The sequence below is a fragment of the Bacillus sp. S4 genome, assembly GCF_040838205.1.
Taxonomy (GTDB): domain Bacteria; phylum Bacillota; class Bacilli; order Bacillales; family Bacillaceae_G; genus Bacillus_A; species Bacillus_A cereus_U.
The window spans coordinates 1-2,291 of record NZ_JBFPJI010000443.1 but is presented as its reverse complement, the minus strand read 5'-3'; the positions used below and the strand labels follow the sequence as shown (position 1 = coordinate 2,291).

The window sequence follows — 2,291 nt, the reverse complement described above, 5'->3', positions numbered from 1 at the left end:
ATATTTTGGTGATGAATATAAAATTTGAAAGTAGGATAAGTGAATGTGGAACATAAAAGAAGAAGATTTAGACTTTTTCAAAGTTACAAATAAAAACCGATTAAGTCCTGATGGTGTAATGGCATTTTTAGTTGGAGTCTTTGTATATGCTTCATTACCGATGTTTTTTATTATTTTGGGTTTTTTACAACTTGGTTGGGAGGCTTATCCAAAATCTTTTGAACGAATAATTGTTTCTGTAGAATTAGTATTATATATTCTGCAAATCCTTTTTTTGATTATCTATTCATTTCCGAAATTAAGATTTAAATTACAAAAGTTACAAGCCGTTGTAATTGTTTTTAACTCGTTTCAGGTTGCAACGGTAGGTTATGCGTATGTATTAATTGAAGCAATATTTGGATATTATTGTGAAAATCTAACGGTATTTTATGTAGGTCTATTATTATTAGGAGCGATAATTACTCATATTGTAATAACAATCCATACTTTTAAAAAAGCAAAATATGGAGGCTATAAGTTGGAAGGGGGGACGGCTTCATTTTTTAATAATACAAAACTATGGATGTTCATTGGGATAGTTATTTATGTAGTTGTCCTTTTGATATTAATCTTTGCAAGTATTCATTTTGCGCTAGGGCCAATGGTGTTCTATTTTTTACAAACAATAATATTATATGTATTCGCAGTTGCATCAGCAGAATTCGTCCTATTGGTGTATTGTCGCTTTAAATTTCCATCATTTAATATTACATGGGAACAACATGAAAAGGAACGTCAAGAATTTATAGCAAATAGAAAAAGAATAATAGAAAAAGAACAAAAGCGAAACAAAAATTGAAATGAGATTTGTAAATGATAGTCATAAACTGGTTTTTTATGTGTGTGGAAGGATCTATTTGTGAAGAATTAAAACACTGTATAAGGGGTAGAGGTTATGAAAGTTCAGTATAAAGCATTATCGCTTTTAAATTTAATAAGCATCACTCAAATAGTAAAAAAGGATGATTGGTTGTTACCAGCTATCGCACTTAGAAATCAAGTAGTTCATAACGATATATACCCAATAGGACCTGTTCTTTTTACGTATTCACCATTAGAGAATGAACCGGAATATGGTGAATATATGTATTGTGTTCCAGTGAATGGACGGGTAAATATGGAAGAGGGTTCATCGTATGAGTATATTGATGCAATTCTTATTGAAGAAGCACTTTGTGTTAGATTCTCAGATGAAGATGGTGATATTGAAGACGCTTATCGTGTTTTAAATGAATTTGCTGAACAAAATCATATGAAATTAGATAGTAGCTTTTATCACGTATGCTTAGATGTATATGGTGATATGTGGTTGGATATTTATGCTCCTATTATTGAAGTAGGTGAATTAGTACGATGATAGTTGAGGAACAAAGCATTGCTTTTCAAAATGTTGTATCGAGAGAATATTTTTTTCACTATACTGATATGGAAAAAGTAATAGAAGATTTGTTGGCAGAAATTGCGCAAGCGAATTTAACGGTCAAAGGCCCAATGTTTTATGCATTGAAAAATGTACCATCAGATGGAGATATGTTTATTGAATTATTTATGCCAGTACATGAGAGTAGTATTCCTATATCAGAAACAATGAAGTTTCGAAGTTATTATTATGTTGATAACATGCTAATGAAAAGATACGCAGGAGATTTTGAAAGATTAACAGAGTATGCGTATGCTGAGATGCTTCAGTATATGGAAGATAATGAGCTTGATATGATTTCGCCTATTTATCATATATTTAGCGGTGATGAAGAGCTACAGTATGTTGAAGTGAAAATTGCGGTGGATACACAATAATAATTTAACGTATTTTTAGTTCTGGAAAATGAAAAGTAAAAGCCTAATTGTTGTTTTTAGTGGGAAGAGGGCTACATATGTGGTTATTTTCAAAAGAAAAAACTTTGTACTTTCAACAAGAGTGTGAGGATAAAACTGGGGAATTAATTAATCTGCAAATCTTGGAGAAAGTACCAGTAGATGATTGCATAATAGCTGCTGAAATGATTGATGTATTGTTTATATACTCTGAACTTGCAAGGATTTTATATATGAGCAATAAAGAATTATTCCGAATGATTGCTATTTTTATTGGTGCATTTGAAATTTTCGTACAAATTTCAAATACAACGAAAGTGATTATTTAATGTATTCCAGTAGATGAAGAAATGGAAGAAAAAGTGTTTTCGGATATGAAAGTAATTGGTTTTAAATATAAGAAAAAATCCACTGATGAAGATATAGAAGAAATA

At 30.4% G+C, this 2,291-nt stretch carries 4 protein-coding genes; all 4 read left to right on the top strand.

All coding sequences use genetic code 11. From position 1 onward, the window contains the following. Positions 1 to 43 precede the first annotated feature (43 nt). Positions 44 to 841 (top strand): hypothetical protein, encoded by a 798-nt coding sequence (locus tag AB3X48_RS21360; protein WP_367959916.1) that lies wholly within the window; start codon positions 44 to 46, stop codon positions 839 to 841. A gap of 96 nt (positions 842 to 937) precedes the next feature. Continuing rightward, entirely contained in the window at positions 938 to 1,399 is a 462-nt protein-coding gene (locus tag AB3X48_RS21355) for a DUF5085 family protein (RefSeq protein WP_002200723.1), read from the top strand. Next, complete coding sequence (locus AB3X48_RS21350) at positions 1,396 to 1,839, top strand: DUF5085 family protein (protein WP_002200722.1); 444 nt, start codon at positions 1,396 to 1,398, stop codon at positions 1,837 to 1,839. The genes AB3X48_RS21355 and AB3X48_RS21350 overlap by 4 nt, the downstream gene beginning before the upstream one ends. A gap of 77 nt (positions 1,840 to 1,916) precedes the next feature. Then, positions 1,917 to 2,186, top strand: coding sequence for a hypothetical protein (locus AB3X48_RS21345; protein WP_286119358.1), 270 nt, complete (start codon positions 1,917 to 1,919; stop codon positions 2,184 to 2,186). Positions 2,187 to 2,291: the final 105 nt, after the last annotated feature.

Excerpts from the sequence above, each read along its gene's own strand:
- AB3X48_RS21350 (WP_002200722.1), top strand. The coding sequence starts at position 1,396 with ATGATAGTTGAGGAACAAAGCATTGCTTTTCAAAATGTTGTATCGAGA.
- AB3X48_RS21345 (WP_286119358.1), top strand. The coding sequence starts at position 1,917 with ATGTGGTTATTTTCAAAAGAAAAAACTTTGTACTTTCAACAAGAGTGT.
- AB3X48_RS21360 (WP_367959916.1), top strand. The coding sequence starts at position 44 with ATGTGGAACATAAAAGAAGAAGATTTAGACTTTTTCAAAGTTACAAAT.
- AB3X48_RS21355 (WP_002200723.1), top strand. The coding sequence starts at position 938 with ATGAAAGTTCAGTATAAAGCATTATCGCTTTTAAATTTAATAAGCATC.